A 21316-nucleotide genomic window follows, 5' to 3' on the forward strand; every position below is an offset into this window, starting at 1 on the left:
GGCCGTTCCGGCGACGATTGACCCCATGAGCTGCCCCGTGTCCCCCAAGCTGGATTTCGGCGGCACCACGCCGTACGAGGACTACGTGCACGCGTCGGTGTTGCACACCCTTCAACAGCAGTGGTCCAAAGATCCGCGCGAGATGTCGTTCCTGGTCATCACGCAGGTGATGGAGCTGTACTTCGGCCTGCTCTGCTTCGAGTGGCGGCAGGCCCAGACCGAGCTTCGCGCCGACGACGTGCGGGCAGCCGTGCGCACGCTCCGGCGTTCCGACCTGCACCTCCAGGCGCTCTCCGCGGCCTGGCGGCCCATCGCGCGGATGACGCCGACCGAGTTCAACTCGTTCCGCGACGCGCTCGGCGAGGGGTCCGGCTTCCAGTCGGGCATGTACCGCGAAATGGAGTTCCTGCTCGGCGAGAAGTCCGCGTCGATGCTGGTGCCGCACCGGGCGGTGCCGGCGATGCACGAGCAGCTGGAGAAGTCGCTGGCGCTGCCGTCGCTCTACGACGACGTGCTGGGCGCGTTGAAGCGCAAGGGTTTCGACGTCCCGCAGAGCGTGCTGGACCGCGACCTGACCAAGGCCTACGAGCCGTCGGCCGAGGTCGAGCAGGTGTGGGCGGCGATCTACCGCGGCAACGACCGCGACCTGCTGGAGCTGGGCGAGGCGCTGACCGACATCGCCGAGGAGTTCGCGCGCTGGCGCTACGACCACCTGCTCGCGACCCGGCGGTCGATGGGCTCCAAGGTCGGCACGGGCGGCTCCGCTGGTGTTGCATGGCTGGAGAAGCGCACCCAACGAGCGGTGTTCCCCGAGCTGTGGACCGCGAGGAGTTACGTGTGAGGCGCGAGCTGTTCGATCTCCCCGAAGGCGTCGTCTACCTCGACGGCAACTCCCTTGGCGCACCACCGAAGCACGTCGCCGCGCGCATGCAGGAAGTGATCGGTCACCAGTGGGGCACGCGGCTGATCCGGTCGTGGAGCGAAGGCTGGTGGGAGACGCCGCAACGGGTCGGCGACCGCGTCGGCCGGCTGATCGGAGCGGCGGAAGGTCAGGTCGTGGTCGGCGATTCCACGTCGGTCAACGTCTACAAGGCGTTGATGGGCGCGGTGAAGGGCACCGAACGCACCGAGATCGTGTGCGACGAGTCGACGTTCCCGACCGACGGCTACATCGCGCAGTCGGTGGCCTCGTTGACCGGCATGAAGATCCGCGCCGCGCATCCGTCCTCTTTGGACCTGACCGTGGACACCGCCGTGGTGTTGCTCAACCAGGTCGACTACCGAACCGGCGCACTGCACGACATGAAGGCACTCACCGAGCAGGCGCACACCGTTGGCGCACAGGTGGTCTGGGACCTCTGCCACAGCGCGGGCGTGCTGCCGATCGAACTGGACGCCCTCCAGGTCGACTTCGCGATCGGCTGCACCTACAAGTTCCTCAACGGCGGACCGGGCTCACCGGCGTTCATCTACGTGCCGCACGCGAAGCAGGCCACGTTCGAGAACCCGTTGTCGGGCTGGAACGGCCACCGCGAACCGTTCGGCATGAAGCCGTCCTACGAACCGGACGCCGGGATCGCCAGGGCACGCGTCGGCACGCCGGACATCCTGTCGATGCTGGCGCTCGACGCCGCGCTGGACGTCTGGGACGACGTCGACCTGGCCGAACTGCGGCAGCGCGGCCTGGCGCTGACCGCGTTGTTCCGCGAGCGCGTCGAGAAGCTCACGAACCTCGAGGTGATCACGCCCGACCAGCGGGGCAACCAGATCTCGGTCCGGTGCCCCGACGCCAAGTCCGTCATGGACGAGCTGATCGCGCGCGGAGTCATCGGCGATCACCGGCCGCCGGACGTCCTCCGCTTCGGGTTCGCCCCGCTCTACGTCACCGACGAGGACGCGATCAAGGCGGCCGAGGTCCTGGCCGAGATCGTCAACTAGCTTGCGCGGCGTCCGCGATGCTCTTGGCCTCGCGGGCGCCCGCCTCCAGCGACGAGCACACGAACAGGATCCACTGGGTCAGGCCCTCCAGAGACCCCGACGCGAACGCCACGGAAGCGGCCTCGTACTCGGACGAACGCCGCAGGCACGCCACCTCGGGCACGCCGAGCCCCTTGGGATCGAGACCGGTGGAGATCGACGTCATCCGGGCCGCGGCACGGGCGATCACGCCGTTGGCGACGTCGAACGGCGCCAGCCCGAGCAGTTCGCCGTGCACGACGGCGACGACGATCGGCGCCGGCACGGACGTTCCGCCGGTGACCAGCGAGCCGAGCAGGTCGAGCCGAGCCGACACGTCCGCGGAGACGCGCGGCCGTCCGACCTCGGCGGAGAGATCGGCGGCGGCGAGAACGTGCAACCGCGCGAGGGCCTGCAACGGCGCGCGCTGCCAGGTGCCGACGAGCCCGCCCAGCGCCTCGGCGATCCGCAAGGACCCGGCCAGCACGGGATCCGAGACCTCGCCGGACTCCGGGATCTCGGTCGGCCCGCCCTCCAGAGCGGCCGACGCACGGGCCGCGCGGACGGACGCCTCCGCCGCCGTCGTGGCCCAGCCACGCAGGTTCACCCGATGGCGGTGCACCTGGAAGACGGCGTCCTTGGCGGCGTTCGCGGCGTCAGCCACGCCCGGCAAGGAAAGCAGCGGAGCGAGAGGATCGGTCACGGTGGCGCAGAGTACCTGACCAGGTGAAACGCGTGACCCAGCTCACTGAGCCAACCGCTGAGCGCGCAACTGCGCCCGTTCAACGCGCCACACGTGCCCGGACCAGACAAAACGGGTTACACAATGACAGCCGTGTAACCGACCTCCCAAGATTGGTCTGAACCTTTCTGGGGAGGAGCCTGTTGGAAGTGAGCTGGCTCGCACTACGGTCAGTACCCGCATCCCCAACCGGTCTGGACATTCCAGGAGGTCTCGCACCATGACGCAGTCGCCAGGCCAGGGCAACGCTCTGGACAACCTGCTCACGGAGAGCAGGACGTTCCCGCCTTCCGACGAGTTCGCGGCACAGGCGAACGCACAGCCCGAGCTGTACGAGGAGGCGAAGGCCGACCGCGAGGCGTTCTGGGCGAAGCAGGCGGAACGGCTGCACTGGGACACCAAGTGGGACCAGGTCCTCGACTGGTCGGACGCGCCGTTCGCCAAGTGGTTCGTGGGCGGCAAGCTCAACGTGGCCTACAACTGCGTCGACCGCCACGTCGAGTCCGGCCACGGTGACCAGGTCGCCATCCACTGGGAGGGTGAGCCGGGCGACTCCCGTGCCATCACCTACGCCGAGCTGCAGCGCGAGGTCTCCAAGGCCGCGAACGCGTTGACGTCGCTGGGAATCGGTGCCGAGGACCGCGTCGCGATCTACATGCCGATGGTCCCCGAGGCGATCTTCGCGATGCTCGCGTGCGCCCGTGTCGGCGCGCTGCACAACGTCGTGTTCGGCGGCTTCTCCGCCGAAGCGCTGCGCACCCGCATCCAGGACTCCGAGTGCCGGCTCGTGATCACCACCGACGGCCAGTACCGCCGCGGCACCCCGGCTCCGCTCAAGCCCGCCGTGGACGAGGCCGTCGCCGACGCGCCGTCCGTGGAGAAGGTCATCGTCGTCAAGCGCACCGACACCGAGGTCGCGTGGACCGACAAGGACGTGTGGTGGCACGAGCTGGTGGACTCGCAGTCCGACCAGCACACCCCTGAGGCGTTCGACGCGGAGCACCCGCTCTTCATCCTCTACACCTCGGGCACCACGGGTAAGCCGAAGGGCATCCTGCACACGTCCGGCGGCTACCTCACGCAGGCGTCGTACACGCACCACAACGTGTTCGACCTCAAGCCGGACACCGACGTGTACTGGTGCACCGCGGACATCGGCTGGGTCACCGGCCACAGCTACATCGTCTACGGCCCGCTGTCGAACCGCGTGACGCAGGTCGTCTACGAAGGCACGCCGAACACCCCGCACGAGGGCCGCCACTGGGAGATCGTGCAGAAGTACGGCGTCTCGATCTACTACACGGCGCCGACGCTGATCCGCACCTTCATGAAGTGGGGCGCGGACATCCCGGCCAAGCACGACCTCAGCTCGTTGCGCGTGCTGGGTTCGGTCGGCGAGCCGATCAACCCTGAGGCGTGGATCTGGTACCGCGAGAACGTCGGCGGCGGCACGGCCCCCATCGTGGACACGTGGTGGCAGACCGAGACCGGCGCGATCATGATCTCGCCGCTGCCCGGTGTGGTGTCGACCAAGCCCGGTTCGGCGCAGCGCCCGCTGCCCGGCATCGGCGCGAAGGTCGTCAACGACGAGGGCGTCGAGGTTCCTGCCGGTGGCGGTGGCTACCTGGTGCTGGACGAGCCGTGGCCGTCGATGCTGCGCGGCATCTGGGGCGACGAGGAGCGCTACCGCGACACGTACTGGTCGCGCTTCAAGGACCAGGGCTTCTACTTCGCCGGTGACGGCGCGAAGTACGACGCCGACGGCGACATCTGGCTGCTCGGCCGCGTCGACGACGTGATGAACGTGTCCGGTCACCGCATCTCGACCACCGAGGTCGAGTCGGCGCTCGTGTCGCACCCGACCGTGGCCGAGGCCGCCGTCGTCGGCGCGTCCGACGACACGACCGGCCAGGGCATCGTGGCGTTCGTGATCCTGCGCGGTGGCGCGGGTGCGGACGCCGGCGGCGCGGACGCGATCAAGGCGCTGCGCGACCACGTGGCCAAGGAGATCGGCCCGATCGCGAAGCCGCGTCAGATCATGGTCGTGCCGGAGCTGCCGAAGACGCGCTCGGGCAAGATCATGCGCCGCCTGCTGCGCGACGTGGCCGAGAACCGCGCGGTCGGCGACGTGACGACGCTGGCCGACTCGTCGGTCATGGACCTGATCTCGGCGGGTCTGCAGTCGGGCAAGGCCGAAGACTGATCTGTTCCAAACGTGACGGGCGTCCTCACTCGAGGGCGCCCGTTCGCGTTAAGATCGCATCTAGGTGAGCCGGGAAGTCTGGTCGGCACGAGTATTCGTGTACCTGTCGACCGCCCTGGGAGCCCTGTGTCTCGCAAGATCACCGATTTCGCCCGTTACCTGCGCACGGAGACCGTGGGCGGCACCGTGCTGCTCGGCGCCACCGCCATCGCGTTGCTGTGGGCCAACTCCCCGCTCGCGCCGGGCTACTTCGCGTTGCGGGACCTCCATCTTGGACCGTTGTCGGTCGGTGACTGGGCCAAGGACGGCCTGCTGGCCATCTTCTTCTTCGTCGCCGGGCTGGAGCTCAAGCGCGAGCTCGTCGTCGGTGAACTGTCCAACGTGAAGGCCGCGGTCCTGCCGATCGTCGCGGCGGTCGGCGGGATGATCGTGCCCGCGCTGATCGCGTTGTCGATCGGCTGGGGGCAGCCGGGGATCGAGAAGGCGTGGGCGATTCCGGTGGCGACGGACATCGCGTTCGCGCTCGGGGTGCTGGCGCTGACGGCGTCCGGGCTGCCGTCGAGCCTGCGGGTGTTCCTGCTGTCGCTGGCCGTCGTGGACGACCTGGGTGCGATCATCCTGATCGCCGTCCTGTTCACCGCGCAGTTCAACCTGCTCGCTGCCGGCGCGGTCGTGCTGCTGCTGGCGCTGTACTGGTTCCTGCAGCACAAGAGGATCACCAGCGCCTGGATCTACGTGCCGATCGCGCTCGCCACCTGGTGGTTCATGCACGAGTCGGGCGTCCACGCCACGATCGCGGGCGTCGCGCTGGCGTTGCTGACGCGGGTGCGGCGCGACCCGTACGAGCAGGACGCGCCGGCGGTCCGGCTGGAGCACCGGCTGCAGCCGTTCTCGGCCGGGGTGGCGGTGCCGGTGTTCGCGCTGTTCGCGGCGGGTGTGCCGGTGGGTGCGGAGGCGTTCGGGAAGCTCTTCTCGGACAAGATCGCGCTCGGGGTGATGGCCGGGCTGGTGATCGGCAAGGTGATCGGGATCGTCGGGGCGTCGGCACTCGCGGTGTGGTTCAAGGCGGCGGTGTGGCCGTCCGGCGCTGGGCCGCGGGACATCGTGGCGGTGGCCGTGCTGGGCGGGGTCGGGTTCACCGTCAGCCTGCTGATCGCGGACCTCTCACTGGCCGAGGCGGAGACCGCGAAGGCGGCTGTGTTGCTCGCCTCGATGATCGCGTCGCTGCTCGCCGCGGTGTTGCTCATTCGCCGGAGCCGGGCGCATGGCACCATGTCCGAGTGACCACCAGGGAACACATCGCGTCGATTCCGCTGACCGCAGACGACCCGACGGCCGAGGCGTCGCTCGGCGGTCTCGTCCGTGATGCGACCGCCCACGTGTCGACCTTGGTCAGAGCAGAGGTCGAGCTCGCGAAGGGCGAGATCACGGCCGAGATCAAGAAGGGCGTGAAGGGCAGCGTCTTCTTCATCGTCGCGCTCACGATCCTGTGCTTCAGCCTGTTCTTCCTGTTCATGGCCCTCGGGTTCGGCTTCGCCGAGTGGTTCGGGTGGGGCTACTGGGCGGGCTTCGGGCTCGTGTTCGGCGTGATGCTGCTCAGCGCCGTCGCCTTCGCCTTCCTCGGCTACCGCAAGGTCAAGAAGATCAGGGCGCCGGAGAAGTCGATCGCCGCCGCGAAGGACACGGTCGCGGCCCTGACGCGCAGGGGCGACGACAACTGAGCCGCAAACCCGACCCGTCCGTCGTGCGGGTCGCGGGTCCGTGGACGCACCGCGACGTCTCGGCCAACGGCATCCGCCTGCACGTCGCCGAACTCGGCGAAGGACCTCTCGTGCTGCTCCTGCACGGGTTCCCCGAGTTCTGGTGGTCGTGGCGGCACCAGCTGACCGCACTGGCCGAGGCCGGTTATCGCGCGGTGGCGGTCGACCTGCGCGGCTACGGCGACTCGGACAAACCCCCGCGCGGCTACGACGGATTCACACTCGCGGGTGACATCGCGGGCCTGGTCAAGGCGCTGGGCGCACAGCGCGCACACCTGGTGGGTCACGCGTGGGGCGGCGCCACGGCGTGGACCGTCGGCGCGATGCATCCGCGCGTGGTGTCGTCGATCTCCGTGCTGTCCGCACCGCACCCACTGGTGACGCGCCGGGCGTTCCGCAGGCATCCCCGGACGAACTCCCACGTGCTGCGCTTCCAGCTGCCGGTCTACCCGGAACGCTGGCTGACCGGCGAGAACGGCCTGCAGGTCGCCAAGCTGCTCTCGGCGTGGACCGGGCCGAAGTGGCGGACGGCGCCCGAGTTCGACGAGGTCATCCGCCGCTGCCGGCAGGCGATGACGATTCCGGGCGTCGCCCACAGCGCGCTGGAGTACTACCGCTGGGCGGTGCGCTCGCAGCTGCGCAGCGACGGCCGCCGGTTCGCCGAGGCCGTCGACAAGCCGATCCAGGTGCCGGTGCTGCAGATCCACGGCGCGCTGGACCCGATCGCACCCGAGGCCTCGGCGCTGGACTCACGGCCGTGGCTCGGCGCGGGGTCGGAGTTCCGGAGCCTGCCCGAGGTGGGGCACTTCCCGAACCAGGAGGCGTCCCACACCACGAGCAGGTTGATCACCGAGTTCCTGCAGAAGACGAGCTGAACGCGCTCTTCAGGGTGCCGGTCGGGTCGTCGGGCAGGTCCGTCGAGCGCCAGGCGACGTAGCCGTCCGGCCGGACCAGCGACGCGCCCTTCGCGGACAGTCCGAACACGTCCAGTCGCTCGACCCGTTCGTAGTGGACGTTCAGGCCCGCCGCGGCCTCCTCCCACTGCGGGTGGTCGGCGACGAGCACCCAGCCGCGCTGGAACAGGTCCAAAGTGGACTTGCCCGGCTCGATCCAGACGTGCGGGGCGCGCGTGCCCGGCTGGCCGTTCCACTGCTCTGGGAGCTGGGCCCGCGGGAGTTCCGGACCCGCGCCGAGCACCGCGTCCGAGCGGTAGAGGACGCCGTAGTGCATCGCGTTGTTGTCGATCAACGGCGCGTCCTCCGGCTCGCCGTCGCGGTTGTGGCCGTCGTTGCGCGCGAAGATCTGCTGGTGGCAGAGGGTCGCGACCGGGCGCCGTTCCGCGTCGTAGGTGTCCAGCAGGGACGGTCGTGACTCGCCGTTGATCACCGCCGCGAGCTTCCAGGCGAGGTTGTGCGCGTCCTCGATGCCGACGTTCGCCCCGAACCCGCCGCGGCTCGGCGGCAACGTGTGCGCGGCGTCGCCCGCCAGGAAGATCCGGCCCTGCGAGAACTGGTCGGCGACACCCGCGCTGATCGTCCAGCGGCCCGTCGTGATGATCTCGATCTCCAGGTCGTCGCGGCCGATGGCCTGGACGATCTTCTGCCGCAGTTCGGGCTCGGCGTACTCGCGGTCGTCGAGCATCAGCACCCAGCGGCCGTCGCCGTAGGTGGTCAGGAAGCCGACGTCGTCGATGACGAACTGGCCGATGCCGTCCTTGAGGTACTCCTGCAGCGGCGCGCGGAACAGCACGCTGCGGGAGGTGTGCATGAAGCCGCGGCCGGTGCGCGTGATGCCGAGCTGTTCGCGGATCGGGCTGCGGTGGCCGTCGGCCGCGATCAGGTAGTCGGCGTGGATCTCGTACGGCTCGCCGTCGCCCTGCACGACCGCCGTGACGCCGTCGCCGTCCTGCGAGAACTCCAGCATCCGGGTGCTCATGCGGATGTCCGCGCCCAGCTCACGGGCCTTGTCCCGGAGGAGCGGCTCCATCTTGTCCTGGGCCACCCCGACGCCCTTGGACGGCGAGTACTCGATGTCGGAGAGCTGCGCCGGTGGCGTCCAGAAGGTCTCGTCGTACTTCTTCCCGACCAGGCTCTCCGCCCGGACCCGCCGGACGCCGAACCCCTTGGTCATCCTGCTCACCGGCAGCTCGCCCTCCAGGCCGACCGCGCGCAGCAACTCACCCACCCGAGCGTTGAAGCCGACCGCTCGCGGGTGCAGTGAGCTGCCCGGATGCTTCTCGACCAGCACCACGTCCACCCCGCGCCACGCCAGGAACAGCGCGGCCGACGTCCCAGCCAGTCCCCCGCCCACCACCAACACCGAAGTCTTCATCGCATCCTCCCGATACGCCGTATCACTCAATACACTGTATCGCGGCCAGACGGTGTATTGTCCAGTCCGATGTCGAACGAACTCGTGTGGGACCGCCCAGAGCCGCCCAGCAAGCCGTCGCCGACCCCGTTGAGCAGGGATTTGATCGTGGAGGCCGCGATCAGGCTCGCCGACGGGGGCGGGCTCGACGAGGTGTCGTTGCGCAAGGTCGCCGCCGCGCTGAACGCCGGCCCGATGCGCCTGTACGGCTACATCGAGACCAAGGACGAACTGCTCGACCTCATGGTCGACGAGGTCTACGGCGAGATCGCGCTACCGGAACCGGGCACCGAGTGGCGCGAGGCCCTGACGCGGATCGCCCACGGCATCCGCGCGGCGGCGAAGCGGCACCCGTGGCTCATCGACCTGCTCGGCGGCCGCCCGCACCGGGGCCCGAACTCACTGGCCCACATCGAGGCGACACTGGCCACCCTCGACGACAGGCCCGAGTTCCCCACCATCGACGACGTGCTCGGCGCGGTCGGCACGGTGATGGCGTTCGTCCACGGCGCGGTCCGCAACGAGATCGCCGAGACCCGCGAAGAGCAGGCCAGCGGCATGACCGAGGAGCAGTGGCAGGCCGCCTCTGGCCCCTACATGCAGCGAATGCTGGCCACCGGGAGGTTCCCGAGGCTCGCCAGGGTCATGTACGAGGCCGAGCACACGAACGCCGCGTCGTGGTTCGACACCGGCCTGAGCTACGTGCTCGACGGCATCGCTACGAGGCACAACCCTGCGTGGACGCCCGCTTCGTCAGCGTCGGCGCCTTCTGCACCATCGACTGCACCTGCTGGGCAGTGAGCACGAAGCCCGTCTCCGGGTCGTCGACCGCGGCACCGAACACCACGCCCATCACCCGGCCGTTCGGGTCGACCAGCGGGCCGCCCGAGTTTCCTGACCGGACCTCGGCGCGCACCGTGTAGACGTCGCGCGTGACCGTCTGGGCGTCGTAGATGTCCGGGCCGCGCAGGAGCGGAATCCGCTCGCGCACCCGTGCCGGCGAGGACTTGTACGGGCCGTCGAGCGGGTAGCCGAGCACGATGCCGTCCTCGCCCGGCTGCACCTCGTCGCTGCGGAACTGCAGCGGCGTGGCCTCCAGGTCCGGCACCGCGAGCACGGCGATGTCCGTGCGCGGGTCGTAGGAGACGACCGTCGCGTCGAACTGGCCGCGGCCGACCTCGACCGTCACCTCGTTCGTGCCTGCGACGACGTGCGCGTTCGTCATGACCCGCTCGGGCGCGATGACGAATCCCGTGCCTTCCAGCGCACGTGAGCACGACGGCGCACGACCGCGGACCTTGAGCACGCTCGCCTGGAGCCGTTTCGCGACCGGGGAGTCCGCGAGCTGGCTGTTCGGCGGCTCGACCTCCTTGAGCGGCGTGCGGTTGAACGGGTCCATCGCCTGCGGGAAGCCCGAGACGTCGAAGAGCTTCTGCAGGTCGCCGGACAGCACGCGGGCGGCCTGCGGCATGGTCTGGTCGACCTTGCCGAGGATCACCGACTGCTTGAGCGACGAGGTGAGGTCCGGCAGGCCGACGACCGAGGTCAGCGGGAGCGCGATCATCCAGGCGACGATGAAGACGACCAGGCCCTGCACGATCGCGCCCAGGGCGTTGTCCGCGCCCTTCAACGGCGACGCGTTGACCCTGGCCTTGATCGTCCGGCCGATGTAGACGCCGATCGTCTCGCCGAGCGCCACGAGCAGCACCACGACGCCGACCGCGAACACGACCTTGGTGACGACGTTCTCGAACTGGGACACCAGCAGCGGAGCGATCTGTGTGCCGAGGATCAGGCCGACGAGCACGCCGACGAACGCAGGCAGCGCGACGACCATGCCTTGCCTGGCCCCGGACACCGCGGCGATCACGGCAAGGCCCAGCACGAGCAGGTCAACCCAGTTCAACCCGAAACCTCCGCCTCACTGTGTAGCGCGCAACGCTAGTTCAAGGTCACGCACATCGGTCGCATCCCACGGCTGTTCCCAGCCGCCGAGTGCGATCAGGCCGTTGACCAACCCCGCGGTGAATCCCCACACCAGCATGCCCGGCGCGGAGAAGGCCGCTGAGACGTAACCCGCGGGGTGACGCACCCGGAACCTGTTGGCAGGATCGGCGAGGTGCGCGACCGGCACCCGAGCGACCGCGGCGGTCTCCGCCGGATCGACTGGTGCGACGGGGCCCGGCTGTTCCCAGTAGGCGAGCACAGGCGTGACCACGAACCCGGACACCGGCACGTACAGCTCCGGCAGCAAAGCAAGTGGTCTCACTCCTGACTCAAGTACACCGGTCTCCTCGTAAGCCTCGCGTAATGCCGTGCCCACCGGCCCGTCGTCGGTGTCGTCGGACGCGCCGCCGGGGAACGCGACCTGGCCCGGATGCGAGCCGAGCGTGTCCGAACGGCGCAGCAGCAGGAGGTCGGGCCCGTGTTCGTCGGATTCCCCGAAGAGCATGAGCACCGATGCCTTGCGATAGGCGCGCGCCGGCGGGCGGGGGTCGCGCATGAACGTTCGCGCGTCGATCTCCCCAGTTGCCTTGACCAGGCGCTGCATCCACTCGGGTGGCTCCGTCGCCTCCGTCATCGAACCGCCTTCTCCACCTGTTCCGGTGCTGTGAAGTACGGCGGATCGGTGATCTGCCGGACCTGTCCGTCCGCTGATACGTAATACGTAGCGGGAAGCGTTATCGGCGCCTTGACTCGCTTGCGCAGTTCATCGGCCTCGTCGTGAACGGACGGCAACCGCACGCCGAGGCGGGCGAGCAGCTCCAGGCCGTCCGCGTCCCTGCTCTCCACGAGAACTGGGACGACCGGCACGGCACCTGGTTGCTTCGCATAGGTGTCCAGCACGGGCAGCTCCTCCTGGCACGGCTGGCACCAGGTCGCCCAGAAGTTGATCAGGAGCGGGCCTTTCAGCGCGAGGTCCGTCCGGGTGCCGTCGCCGAGGCACGTCACGCCCACACCGCCCTCCGCCCCCGGCACGCAAGGCCGGAGCTGGGCCTGCGCGCGCAATGCGGCCACGTCCTGCGTCGGGCGGGCGGACGTGGGCGGTGGCGGCCCCGGCGAGTCGTCACGGGGCCACAGCGCCACGACACCCGCCACGCCGAGGACGAGCACGACGGCGAGCCAGCGCGTGCGGTTGTTCACCCCCCTAGCTTCTCACCGGCCCGTACTCGCTCGGCGAGCTCGATCAGGTGGGGCTTCTCGTCGCCCTTCACGAGCTTGGCCGCTTTGTCCGGGTCCTCCGGTCCGAGGCCGTACGACGGGCAGTCCTTCATCAGCAGACAGGCCCCGCACGCAGGGGTTTTGGCGTGGCAGACACGGCGGCCGTGGAAGACGATCCAGTGCGAGGCCATGGTCCAGTCGCGCTTCTCGATCAGCTCGCCGATGGCGTGCTCGACCTTGACGGCGTCCTCGAGATCGGTCCAGCCCCAGCGGCGCACGAGGCGGCCGAAGTGGGTGTCGACTGTGAGCCCGGGCACATCGAACGCGTTGCCGAGAACCACGTTGGCCGTCTTGCGTCCTACACCAGGGAGCTTGACCAGCTCCTCCATGTTGCCCGGCACCACCCCGTCGTGATGCTCCACAAGAGCAGCACCGAGACCCATAAGAGACGTTGCCTTGTTCCGGAAGAAACCGGTGGGGCGGAGCATCTCTTCGAGTTCCGTCCGGTCGGCGCCGGCGTAGTCGGCGGCCGTCGGGTACTTCATGAAGAGCGCGGGAGTGACCTCGTTGACCTTCTTGTCGGTGCACTGCGCGGACAGAATGACCGCCACGACGAGTTCGAGCGGCGTGGTGAAGTCCAGCTCGCAGTGCGCGTCGGGGTAGCCCTCGGCCAGCACGCGCACCATCCGGCGGGCCCTGCGGGTCAGGCCGAGTTTGGTTTCCGGTTTCTTGGTTGCGGGCACTGATCCAGAGTAGTCAACACGCCGGACCCACCCCCTAGATCCGCACTCGAATCCCTCATGCGCCAGACTTCGGAGCATCATGACTGCCTGGTTTGTGATCGTCGTTCCGATCGTGATCATGTTCTTCGCGCTCTTCATGGAGCGCGTCGAAGCGAAGCTCCGGCACGTCGCCGTGCAGGAGAACGAGGTCGAGGAGTTCCTGGAGTCCGCCAGGCCCGAAGAGGTCAAGGCGCTCTACGGACACGGCATCGGTCGCGCCCTTGACATGTTCCGCCTCCGTCGCCGTGGCCGCGGTGGCACGCGCAAGCGCGTTCGCTGATGGCCCCGTGCTGACGTCCACCCGAATGGCGTAAACTGGCTCGTTGGGCTCTGGATCGCTTCAGTCTTGTTGTTCCTAGTAAGACGGCGAGCCGAGCGGCGATCCACTACGTAGCCCTTAGACTGCAACGCAGTGATCGGCGGCACGGCGCTGACTCCACCAAAGATGGTGGTAGGCGTGCCGTCGCGTCGATTAGGAGGGACGAGGTGGACGAGACCCTGGCGCGAGCGGGCATCTTCCAGGGGGTGGACCCGGCGGCCGCAGAGGCGCTGGCGACGACCCTTGAGACGGTGGAGTTCCCGCGTGGCCACGTGATCTTCGCGGAGGGTGAGCCGGGCGATCGCCTGTACATCATCCAGTCCGGCAAGGTGAAGATCGGCCGCAAGTCGCCGGACGGCCGCGAGAATCTGTTGGGGATCTTCGGGCCCTCCGACATGTTCGGCGAACTGTCCATTTTCGATCCTGGCCCCCGCACGTCGACTGCGACGACGGTGACCGAGGTGCGCGCGGTGTCCATGGACCGCCCCGCGCTCCGACAGTGGATCACCAACCGGCCGGAGATCGCCGAGCAGTTGCTGAGGGCCCTGGCCCGCAGGCTGCGCCGGACGAACTCCATGCTGGCCGACCTGATCTTCACGGACGTGCCCGGCCGCGTCGCCAAGGCGTTGTTGCAGCTCGCACAGCGCTTCGGCTCGCAGGAGGCCGGCCTGCTCCGCGTCACGCACGACCTGACGCAGGAGGAGATCGCGCAGTTCGTCGGCGCGTCCCGCGAGACCGTGAACAAGGCTCTGGCCGACTTCGCGCACCGCGGCTGGCTGCGCCTGGAGGGCAAGAGCGTGCTGATCCTGGACCCGGAGCGCCTCGCGCGCCGCGCCCGCTAGTCAGAACGCAAAGCACGAAACGCAACGGAGCCCCGGGCAGTCAACGGGGCTCCGTGCGCGTTCGGGCTATGAGCGCGCAAGCAACCCCACGCAGGGCAAGCACGCGACGAGGTTCCGGCCAGCGCGCCAAGAGCTTCGCCCAGTTCCTCGGCGAACGAGCCCGGAGTCTGCGGAGCAGCGACCAGACAAAAAGGACCGGGCGCCACCCCCGACGTGGCGCACCGGTCCTTTGTGTTGCACGGCCCATCCCCCGACGAACCGTGCCTTCCATCCCTCTGGCGCACAGGCCCCGACCCTCAAGCCAGAGGTTGGTCTCGGTTGGCGAGTCAACTTTCGCATGTCGCCACCCCGACTGCTCAAGCCCTTTCACCCTCAAGGACCTCGTGTGTGGCCGATTCGTTGCATGTTTCACCCGGTCATCCCATTCCCGTGACCCAATCGCAATCATCGTGACCCTGGGCACCCGATCTGGTACATCCGTACCAACTTTGGCATACTGGTACACATGTCCCACTCCGCCCGCCTCTCCGACTACCGCGCTGCCCTGACGACCCCCGGCATGCGCGGCCCCGTGGTCGCGTCTCTGCTCGCCCGCCTGCCCATCGCGATGGTCGGGCTCTCGCTGCTGCTCTACGTGGAGCGCGCGACGGGATCGTTCGCGGTCGCCGGCATGGTCTCGGCGGCGGCGCTGACGGGTGTGGCTCTCGGTTCCGTCGTACAGGGCCGGCTGATGGACCGCTTCGGTCCCACTCGCCCGCTGCTCGCGGTGACCGGGCTTTTCGCCTTCTTCGTCACCGTGTCCGTGCTCGCCGTCGAGGCGGGTGCGTCGGTGTTCGTGCTGGTCCCGCTGGCCCTCGGCGTCGGCGCCACCGAGCCGATGGTGGGCTCGGCGTCGCGTGCGCTGTGGGAGCGGATGGTCCCGTCCGGCCCGACTCGGATGGCGGGCTACGCCTACGAGGCGATCAGCATGGAGGTCTTCTTCATCCTCGGACCGGGTCTCGCCGGTCTGCTGCTGGCCGCGCCGTGGGCGGGCACCGGTGTCCTCGTCGGTTCCGTGCTGATGGTCGTCGGCGCGCTGTGGTTCGCGTTCAACCCGGTCGTGCGCGCCTGGGGTCCGGTCGTGCAGGCTCCGCGCCCGTTGCTCGGCGCGTTCGCCTACCCCGGCATGCGCACGGTGGCGCTCGCCGCGCTCGGCTTCGGTGTGACCATCGGCTTCGTCGAGGTGGCCGTGCCGGCGTTCGCGAAGGCCGCGGGCCACGCCTCGATGGGCGGCCTGATGCTGTCGCTGTGGTCGATCAGCTCCGTGATCTTCGGCGTGCTGTACGGCATGCGCCCGTGGCCGCGCCCGATGCACCTGCGCCTGCCGGTGCTGCTGGGCGGCTTCGCGCTGCTGGCGTTCCTGCTGGCCATCCCGGCCACGCTGATCGGCCTGGGCGTCGCGCTGTTCCTGGTCGGCACGCTGATCACGCCGCAGTCGACCGCGCACTCCGCGGCGATCGAGCAGGTCACGCCGAACGGCATGGCCGCGGAGGCGTTCGGCTGGGTGATCACCTCGGTGACCGTCGGCCTCGCCATCGGCCAGGGCCTGTCCGGTCAGCTGATCGAGCACTTCGGCACGCGGCCGGCGTTCATCGCGTCCGGTATCGCCGGACTGCTGATCGCGCTGGCGGTCTGGCTGCTGCGCGGCACCGTGCAGCGCGGCGTGCCCGCCGAGGTGCCCGCTCGTTCCGAGATGGAACTCGCGGCCCGCTGAGACTCGCTCGGGGAAGGGCTCGGAGGCTGTCGCTTCCGGGCCCTTTCGCGTCATGCCACCGAGCGCATCGGCACCACGAGGTAGGTGAGTTCGACGCCGTCCTCGCCGGGCGTCGACGTCAGCACCGTGGAACGCAGGCCGTCCTGGATCTTCAACTCGATCCGGCGGCCTGCGAACGCCTTCAGCGCGTCCGCGAGGTAGCGGGCCTGGAACGTCTTGGTCAGCCGGTCGCCCTCGACCGTGGCCTTGACGAACTCCTCCGACTCGCCCTGCTGCGGGTCGCTGCCCTTGACCCGGATCTCGGAGTCCTCGACCTGGATGGTCACGGCCTGGTGCGGGCCGCCGTAGGGCGTGGCTCTGCGGACGGCGCGAGCCAACGCGTCCGCGTCCACGAGCACCGTGCTGTCGATGACTGCCTCCAGAAGTCGGCGCGCGCGGTCGTCCGGGAACGGAGCGGCCAGGAGCGCGGTGGAGATCGAGTTGTTGCCCCAGGCGAGGCCGATGCGGTCCTCGTTCGCGTGCAGGGCGACTTCGCCCGTTGCCTGCCGGGCCGCTTCGACGATGGCCTTCGCAGGTACCAACAGGTCGAGTTGACCATGTTGTTCCCACGGGAGTGTGGCGTAGGCCATGCGGTAGCGGTCGGTGGCCATGAAGTGCAGCTTGTGGGCGTCCGACTGGATCCGGATGCCGGTGAAGATCGGCAACGCGTCGTCCTTGCTCGCCGCCCCCGCGACCGCCGCGATGGTCCTGAGCGTGGCGGCGTCCACGTGGCCCTGCAGCGGCGGCAGCGCCGGGACACCGGGGTGGTGGGCGAGGTCGAGCAGCGGGATCGCGAACCTCGACGTGGGCGTGCGGATGGCCAGCCGCTGCCCCTCGACCTTGAGCCGCACCTGCGGCTCGTCGAGCGCCTGAAGGGTCGCGGCCAGCGGCTTCGCCGGCACGAGCACCTCGCCCTCGGTGTGCACCGTCGCGTGGACGCTCAGGCGCACACCGTGTTCCTGGTCGCTGCCCGCGACCTCCACGTCCGTGCCGGCCTTCAGGCGAAGCCCGGCCAGCACCGGGTCGAGCACGCGGGTCGGCAGCAGCCGCGCCACCTCGGCGGCGGCACCGGCGAGCTCGGCTGTCGTGGCGGTGAGGTCCATGCTCTGGACGCTAGCGGGCACCCCTGACAATTTTGGGCGCCCTGGTCGCGGCTGGACGGAGCTGGGTTGTGGACGAGTGCCTGATCTGCGCGAAGCACCTCGGTTCCGGGCCGCTGGCCGGGCCGGTGGTGTTCGCCGACGTCGTGTGGCGTGATCGACATCGGCGCCGGAGGGCGGGGCCCTGCCCACAGCGCGATTCGATCGGACGGCCTGTGCGTGAGGCTCCGCCGCCACTTCCCGTAAGACGTCAGGCGCCTGCCTTGCGGCGCGCCAGGTCGATGATCCGCTGCAGGTGCAGGCCGCGCCGCACGTCGCACTCGTGCGTCGTGGTGCCGCTGTCCGCCATCGCCACGAAGTCGTCGAGCAGGTTCGTGAAGCACTCCAGCGCGGGGGTGTCGCGGTTCGTCAGGGTGCGGTGGCCCTCGGTGCCGAAGACGGTGAAGTCCGCGAACGGTGGCTGCATCGGCAGGGACAGGCACAGGGAGACGGTGCTGGTGGCGCCGCCTTCGTGTTGCAGGATCAGTTGCCACAGGCCGGTGTCGTTGACGTTCGCCGCCAGCACGTCGGTGATCTCGCCCAGGGCCGCGTCCAGCAGGTCGAACGCGTGCGGGCCCACGTCGTCCAACGCGCCCTTGTCGTGGCGCCACGGGGAGTTCGAGAACGGGCCGTCCAGCAGCGCGCCGGAGATCCAGCGGCTGTCGGCTCCGGTCCAGCCGCCGGTCCGGTGGAGCTGGGCCAGCATCTCCTTCGTCTCCGGGGCGTAGCGGCGGGTCAGGACGACCAGGGACGCCACGCCTGCCTCGGTGACGGCGTCGGCCAGTTCCGAAGCGACCTCCACGGATTCCGCGATCGGCTTCTCCAGCACGAGGTGCTTGCCGGCACGGGCGGCCTCGATCGCCATCGGGCCCTGCACGCCCGGCGGCACGCAGAACGCGACTGCGTCCACAGTGGACAGCATCGCGGTGTAGTCCTCGAACGGTTCCGCGCCGAAGGAGGCCGCCAGCGCCGCGGCTGCTTCCGGGCGCCGGGCCCACACGCCGGTCAGGGAAGTGCCCGGATGGTTCGCGATGCCGGGTGCGTGGATCATCTCGGCCCACGGGCCCGCACCGACAAGTCCTACGCGCAGCTGTTCGTCCACTCGCACATCCTGCCTCAGGAGTAACTCGCCTTGGGGACGAAGATCTCGCCCCCGTTGTCGAACTTCAGGCGCAGGCCGGCGTCGCTCGACTCCCGCTGCGGGTCGTGGTCCCAGCCGGCGGGCACGGTCACCACGTGGCCGCGGTCCGGCGTCGGACCCAGCCAGATCTCGTAGTGGGTGCCGCCCACGAGCTGTTCGACCTTCTTCACGTACACGCCCGGCGAGCTGGAGGTCGGATCCACGCTGATCACGGTCGTGCGGTCCGGCACGAACATCACCACGCCCGCCACCGCTGTCAGCCCTGTGCCCAGCACAGCGCCGAGCAGGAACAGCAGGGTCTGCACCAGACAACCGGAGACCTTCGTCGCCATCACACCATCCTCGGGTTAGCGCGGTCGTACGCTCGGAGGATGCCCGACGACATGACCTTGCCGGGAAACCTGGTACCCGCACGGCCGGTCTCCCAATCCGATCAGCCCGCGCAGGCGCGGGACGCCGTCACCGTGGTCCTGCTCCGCGACGGCGCCGCAGGCCTCGAAGCCTTCCTGTTGCGCCGCGTGAAGGGCATGGCGTTCGCGGGCGGCATGACCGTCTTCCCCGGCGGTGGCGTCGACCAGCGCGACGCCGACACGTCCGTCGCGTGGACGGGTCCGCCGCCGCAGTGGTGGGGCGAGATCTTCGGCGTTGACGCGGCCACGGCCCGCGCGTTCGTGTGCGCCGCCGTGCGCGAGATGTTCGAGGAGTCCGGCGTTCTGCTCGCGGGCCCTGACGTCAACTCGGTCGTCGCGGACACGAAGACCTACGCGAAGGCCCGGCAGCAGCTCGTCGACCGCGAGATCTCCCTGGCCCAGTTCCTCGCCGCCGAGAACCTGGTCCTGCGCGCGGATCTGCTCAGGCCGTGGGCGAACTGGGTCACCCCGTACGAGGAGCCCCGCCGCTACGACACCCGTTTCTTCGTCGCCGCCCTGCCACAGGGCCAGAAGGCCGACGGCGAGACGACGGAAGCCTCCGACGCGGCCTGGCAGACCCCCGCGGACGCCATCGAGGACGCGCAGGAGGGTCGTCGCATGCTCATGCCGCCGACCTGGCGCACCCTCGACGAGGTGGGCGCTCTCGGCAACGTGGAGAAGGTCATGGCCGAGGAACGCAGCGTCGAGAAGATCATTCCCAAGCTGATCCGCGACGGCGACGTGATCCGGGTGGTGTTCCAGTGAGCGGCTCCCCGCTGATCGGCGCCCGCGCCGCGCACCCGCTGTACGGCGAACTCCGCCAGGTCACCGAACATGCCGCCGTGCTGCTGGCCGACAACCCGTCGCCGATGACGCTCGACGGCACCAACACGTGGCTGCTCAAGGCACCGGATGCGACGTCGTACGTCGTCATCGACCCGGGCCCGCTCGACGACGCGCACCTCAAGCGCATCGCGGCAGTCGGCCCGATCGCCGAGATCCTGCTGTCCCACGGCCACCCGGACCACTCCGAGGGCGCCCGCCAGTTCGCAGAACTCGTCAAGGCTCCGGTGCGCGCGCTCGACCCGACGCTCACCCACGGCTCGGAAGGCCTCCGCAACGGCGACGTGATCACCAGCGCCGGCCTGGAACTCCGCGTCCTGGGCACGCCCGGCCACACCAGCGACTCGCTGTGCTTCGTGATCGACGGCGAGGCCGTGCTGACCGGCGACACGGTCCTGGGCCGCGGCACGACGATCGTGGCCCACCCGGACGGCAGGCTGGGCGACTACTTCGAGTCGCTCAAGCTGCTCGCCGAACTGCCGGAGAACACGGCGGTGCTGCCCGGCCACGGCCCCGAGCTCGCGGACGCCGGAGAAGCCGCCCGGACGTACCTCGCCCACCGCACGCAACGCCTGGAACAGGTCCGCGAAGCCGTCGAAGCGCTGGGCGGCGCACCGACCCCGCGACAGGTCGTCGAGGTCGTCTACGCGGACGTGGACAAGGTGCTGTGGCCCGCGGCCGAGTGGTCGGTGCGGGCCCAGCTGGAGTACCTGCGGACGGGCTACTGAGGCTGGTGGCCGTTGTTCGTGGCCCCGAACGCCGACGAACGCGACGAGGACCTGTCGATCTGCCAGCGACCGCTGTCAGGTCCCTTCGCCCCGGTCTGCTCCCGCTGCGCCAGCTCCTCGTGCAGCTGCTGCAACAGGGCCCGCTCGCGCTCGCTGAGGTTCGCGTCCACGGAGGACGGCTCGGCGGGCTCGGCGAGAGCGGCCTGAAGAGCCGCCAACTCGTCGGGCTTGAGCTCGGTCGTGATCTCGGCCCGGTTGATCGGGACGGGTTCGGGAAGCACCTCGATCTCGGGCTCCACGGGGGCCCTCGGGATGCGCTTCACGGGCTTGGGCGGGAAGGGCTGCGAGCCCTCCAGCGTCGTCGGTGCGGAACGTGCGCGTCGTGAGCCGGTCTCTTCCAGTTGCTCCGGCGCCGGTGTCGGCTCGGCCACCGGCGCCGGAGCGGGAAGCTCCTCGGCCGGCTGGTCGAACCAGGCTTGCTGCTGCTGCGAGATGTGGTCGGCCATCATCGGGGCGGCGGCGCCGGAGATCGGCACCGCCATCGACGACGTCACGGCGGACGCGTGGTAGTCGCTGAGCTGCACACCGGTGGTCAGCACCTCGACCGACGCGCGGACGCCGGCCTTGCGCAGCACCGAGTCGACCCGGTAGGCGGTCGCGGGCGCGAAGCCCTGCGGACCGATGTCCACCAGCACGACCCGCTGCGGCAACGGGCCCGGCGTCGAGCCCGTGGGCGACGAACGCCAGACACAGCGCACCGAGCGGATGTCCGGCAGCACCGACACCGCACGGGCGAGATCGCCCGCGATGTCCGAGGCCGGGTCCGTCTCGGAGGTGAAGCGGTGCCTGATGAACGGCAGCATCTCGACCACCGGCAGGCGGTCGGTCAGCGCCGCGTCCGAGCGGACCTCGTGGAGGATCCACGTGATGGCCGCGCGCTCGTCCGGCAGCACCGGGATGCCGCCCGCGAGGAGCGTGCCCAGGAGCAGCTCGATCGAGCGATCCAGTTCTCCGACCGCGAGGAACTCGCGGGCCTGCGACAGGGCGGCGTCGTCGACCCGCCCGGCCATCGACAGCAGGAGATCGTGGAGACGGACCGGCAGGCCGACACCGTCGTTCGTCACGTC

22 protein-coding genes are annotated in these 21316 nt (G+C 69.6%); 12 read left to right on the forward strand and 10 right to left on the reverse strand.

Translation table 11 applies throughout. From position 1 onward, the window contains the following. Nucleotides 1-25 precede the first annotated feature (25 nt). Together ACIQF0_RS17260 and kynU are read left to right on the forward strand one after the other, a co-directional pair. Nucleotides 26-841: a tryptophan 2,3-dioxygenase gene (locus ACIQF0_RS17260; protein WP_401030485.1), complete on the forward strand. Its 816-nt coding sequence runs from the start codon at nucleotides 26-28 to the stop codon at nucleotides 839-841. Further along, nucleotides 838-1938 (forward strand): kynureninase, encoded by a 1101-nt coding sequence (gene kynU, locus ACIQF0_RS17265; RefSeq protein WP_401030487.1) that lies wholly within the window; start codon nucleotides 838-840, stop codon nucleotides 1936-1938. Before ACIQF0_RS17260 ends, kynU begins: the two co-directional genes overlap by 4 nt. Here kynU and ACIQF0_RS17270 read toward each other — a convergent pair. Beyond that, a complete protein-coding gene (locus tag ACIQF0_RS17270) occupies nucleotides 1931-2659 on the reverse strand; it encodes an oxidoreductase (RefSeq protein ID WP_401030489.1) in 729 nt (242 codons plus the stop codon). The genes kynU and ACIQF0_RS17270 overlap by 8 nt on opposite strands. Before the next feature lie 259 nt (nucleotides 2660-2918). Between ACIQF0_RS17270 and acs the strand changes: the two genes are divergently transcribed. The 4 genes from acs (at nucleotide 2919) to ACIQF0_RS17290 (ending at nucleotide 7536) form a co-directional block, all read left to right on the forward strand. Continuing rightward, entirely contained in the window at nucleotides 2919-4901 is a 1983-nt protein-coding gene (gene acs / locus ACIQF0_RS17275; RefSeq protein WP_401030491.1) for an acetate--CoA ligase, read from the forward strand. Between the two features lie 126 nt (nucleotides 4902-5027). After that, nucleotides 5028-6185 (forward strand): Na+/H+ antiporter NhaA, encoded by a 1158-nt coding sequence (gene nhaA / locus ACIQF0_RS17280; RefSeq protein ID WP_401030493.1) that lies wholly within the window; start codon nucleotides 5028-5030, stop codon nucleotides 6183-6185. Continuing rightward, nucleotides 6182-6622, forward strand: coding sequence for a phage holin family protein (locus ACIQF0_RS17285; protein ID WP_218164493.1), 441 nt, complete (start codon nucleotides 6182-6184; stop codon nucleotides 6620-6622). The genes nhaA and ACIQF0_RS17285 overlap by 4 nt, the downstream gene beginning before the upstream one ends. Continuing rightward, nucleotides 6619-7536 carry an alpha/beta fold hydrolase gene (locus ACIQF0_RS17290; protein ID WP_401031443.1) on the forward strand — a complete coding sequence of 306 codons (918 nt, stop codon included), beginning with the start codon at nucleotides 6619-6621 and terminating at the stop codon, nucleotides 7534-7536. The genes ACIQF0_RS17285 and ACIQF0_RS17290 overlap by 4 nt, the downstream gene beginning before the upstream one ends. Here ACIQF0_RS17290 and ACIQF0_RS17295 read toward each other — a convergent pair. Beyond that, a complete protein-coding gene (locus tag ACIQF0_RS17295) occupies nucleotides 7508-8992 on the reverse strand; it encodes an FAD-dependent oxidoreductase (RefSeq protein ID WP_401030495.1) in 1485 nt (494 codons plus the stop codon). The two genes, ACIQF0_RS17290 and ACIQF0_RS17295, sit on opposite strands and share 29 nt — an antisense overlap. Before the next feature lie 69 nt (nucleotides 8993-9061). On the opposite strand from ACIQF0_RS17295, the gene ACIQF0_RS17300 reads away from it, so the two are divergent. Continuing rightward, nucleotides 9062-9832 carry a TetR/AcrR family transcriptional regulator C-terminal domain-containing protein gene (locus ACIQF0_RS17300; protein WP_401030497.1) on the forward strand — a complete coding sequence of 257 codons (771 nt, stop codon included), beginning with the start codon at nucleotides 9062-9064 and terminating at the stop codon, nucleotides 9830-9832. On the opposite strand, the gene ACIQF0_RS17305 is transcribed toward ACIQF0_RS17300, so the two are convergent. Genes ACIQF0_RS17305 through nth form a run of 4 tightly spaced genes read right to left on the reverse strand, consistent with a single transcriptional unit; the run spans nucleotide 9750 to nucleotide 12879 of the window. Next, nucleotides 9750-10937 carry a MarP family serine protease gene (locus ACIQF0_RS17305; RefSeq protein ID WP_401030499.1) on the reverse strand — a complete coding sequence of 396 codons (1188 nt, stop codon included), beginning with the start codon at nucleotides 10935-10937 and terminating at the stop codon, nucleotides 9750-9752. The two genes, ACIQF0_RS17300 and ACIQF0_RS17305, sit on opposite strands and share 83 nt — an antisense overlap. Nucleotides 10938-10952: 15 nt before the next feature. Further along, nucleotides 10953-11612 (reverse strand): NUDIX hydrolase, encoded by a 660-nt coding sequence (locus ACIQF0_RS17310; protein ID WP_401030501.1) that lies wholly within the window; start codon nucleotides 11610-11612, stop codon nucleotides 10953-10955. Beyond that, complete coding sequence (locus ACIQF0_RS17315) at nucleotides 11609-12175, reverse strand: TlpA disulfide reductase family protein (protein ID WP_360045874.1); 567 nt, start codon at nucleotides 12173-12175, stop codon at nucleotides 11609-11611. The genes ACIQF0_RS17310 and ACIQF0_RS17315 overlap by 4 nt, the downstream gene beginning before the upstream one ends. Further along, a complete protein-coding gene (nth, locus tag ACIQF0_RS17320) occupies nucleotides 12172-12879 on the reverse strand; it encodes an endonuclease III (protein WP_319976126.1) in 708 nt (235 codons plus the stop codon). The genes ACIQF0_RS17315 and nth overlap by 4 nt, the downstream gene beginning before the upstream one ends. Nucleotides 12880-13015: 136 nt before the next feature. Between nth and ACIQF0_RS17325 the strand changes: the two genes are divergently transcribed. The 3 genes from ACIQF0_RS17325 (at nucleotide 13016) to ACIQF0_RS17335 (ending at nucleotide 15889) form a co-directional block, all read left to right on the forward strand. Beyond that, a complete protein-coding gene (locus ACIQF0_RS17325) occupies nucleotides 13016-13255 on the forward strand; it encodes a hypothetical protein (RefSeq protein ID WP_093594399.1) in 240 nt (79 codons plus the stop codon). Nucleotides 13256-13461: 206 nt separating this feature from the next. Beyond that, complete coding sequence (locus tag ACIQF0_RS17330; RefSeq protein ID WP_030477589.1) at nucleotides 13462-14136, forward strand: Crp/Fnr family transcriptional regulator; 675 nt, start codon at nucleotides 13462-13464, stop codon at nucleotides 14134-14136. A 505-nt stretch (nucleotides 14137-14641) separates the two neighbouring features. Further along, nucleotides 14642-15889 (forward strand): MFS transporter, encoded by a 1248-nt coding sequence (locus tag ACIQF0_RS17335; RefSeq protein ID WP_401030505.1) that lies wholly within the window; start codon nucleotides 14642-14644, stop codon nucleotides 15887-15889. Between the two features lie 50 nt (nucleotides 15890-15939). Here the strand turns inward: ACIQF0_RS17335 and dnaN are convergent, their stop codons facing one another. The 3 genes from dnaN to ACIQF0_RS17350 form a co-directional block, all read right to left on the reverse strand. Next, nucleotides 15940-17031 carry a DNA polymerase III subunit beta gene (gene dnaN / locus ACIQF0_RS17340; RefSeq protein ID WP_401030506.1) on the reverse strand — a complete coding sequence of 364 codons (1092 nt, stop codon included), beginning with the start codon at nucleotides 17029-17031 and terminating at the stop codon, nucleotides 15940-15942. A 247-nt stretch (nucleotides 17032-17278) separates the two neighbouring features. After that, the gene (locus tag ACIQF0_RS17345) at nucleotides 17279-18169 is read right to left on the reverse strand and encodes a Gfo/Idh/MocA family protein (protein ID WP_401030508.1); all 891 of its coding nucleotides are present in this window, start codon (nucleotides 18167-18169) and stop codon (nucleotides 17279-17281) included. Between the two features lie 14 nt (nucleotides 18170-18183). Beyond that, entirely contained in the window at nucleotides 18184-18540 is a 357-nt protein-coding gene (locus tag ACIQF0_RS17350; RefSeq protein ID WP_360045885.1) for a hypothetical protein, read from the reverse strand. 51 nt (nucleotides 18541-18591) lie between these two features. Here ACIQF0_RS17350 and ACIQF0_RS17355 point away from each other — a divergent pair, with 51 nt between their 5' ends. Together ACIQF0_RS17355 and ACIQF0_RS17360 are read left to right on the forward strand one after the other, a co-directional pair. After that, nucleotides 18592-19383, forward strand: a complete 792-nt coding sequence (locus ACIQF0_RS17355; protein ID WP_401031445.1) for an NUDIX hydrolase — start codon at nucleotides 18592-18594, stop codon at nucleotides 19381-19383. After that, the gene (locus tag ACIQF0_RS17360; RefSeq protein WP_401030510.1) at nucleotides 19380-20189 is read left to right on the forward strand and encodes an MBL fold metallo-hydrolase; all 810 of its coding nucleotides are present in this window, start codon (nucleotides 19380-19382) and stop codon (nucleotides 20187-20189) included. The genes ACIQF0_RS17355 and ACIQF0_RS17360 overlap by 4 nt, the downstream gene beginning before the upstream one ends. Here the strand turns inward: ACIQF0_RS17360 and ACIQF0_RS17365 are convergent. Next, nucleotides 20183-21313 carry a hypothetical protein gene (locus ACIQF0_RS17365; RefSeq protein ID WP_360045891.1) on the reverse strand — a complete coding sequence of 377 codons (1131 nt, stop codon included), beginning with the start codon at nucleotides 21311-21313 and terminating at the stop codon, nucleotides 20183-20185. The two genes, ACIQF0_RS17360 and ACIQF0_RS17365, sit on opposite strands and share 7 nt — an antisense overlap. Nucleotides 21314-21316 lie beyond the last annotated feature (3 nt).

Origin of the sequence: Lentzea sp. NPDC092896 (genome assembly GCF_044754905.1) — a bacterium.
GTDB lineage: Bacteria > Actinomycetota > Actinomycetes > Mycobacteriales > Pseudonocardiaceae > Lentzea.